Origin of the sequence: Polynucleobacter sp. 30F-ANTBAC, assembly GCF_018882385.1 — a bacterium.
GTDB lineage: Bacteria > Pseudomonadota > Gammaproteobacteria > Burkholderiales > Burkholderiaceae > Polynucleobacter.
This window is the reverse complement of record NZ_JACVON010000005.1, coordinates 1-496: the sequence shown is the minus strand read 5'-3', so window position 1 is coordinate 496 and position 496 is coordinate 1. Positions and strand designations below refer to the sequence as shown.

At 47.8% G+C, this 496-nt stretch carries 1 protein-coding gene; it reads right to left on the bottom strand.

Annotated features, from left to right (window positions below):
* Positions 1 to 496: hypothetical protein (locus ICN28_RS09445; protein ID WP_216288263.1), on the bottom strand; the 496-nt coding region annotated here is incomplete at both ends.

Here is a 496-nt window from a genome sequence, read left to right as displayed (position 1 = left end):
GTGAACCTTCGTTCACGGTGACGCTAGAGACGGCCAACGGACGATCATCATCCAATGGAGCGGTAGGCGTATCTGGATTACCAGTGGTATTAGCAGCTGTAAATATGCTGCCAGTGCCGTCGTCTTTGATAGTCGCAATACCGGCATTGCCAGTACTAATCACATTGGCGACACCACCAGTATTCGTTGCCGTTAATGTAAATGTCTCACCATTGTCTGCGGCAGTATCGCTAGCAATGGTAGCCCGTACTAATAGGGTTGTGCCATTGTGGTTAGGACCCTCCGGAATTTGGACATAGTCGCCAGCCGTATAGTCAACCCAAGCACCAGCACCATTGTTAGCGTCTGGATTGAAATACTGTAAAGCAGAGCCATAGTCAGCTGAACCTGCTGTACCGTTTGCAGTTGTGAGTTTGACAAACTGATCTGTTGCACCAGTAACCGTGAATACAGCGTAAGGTGAACCTTCATTTACTGTCAGATTGTTAACTGTTAA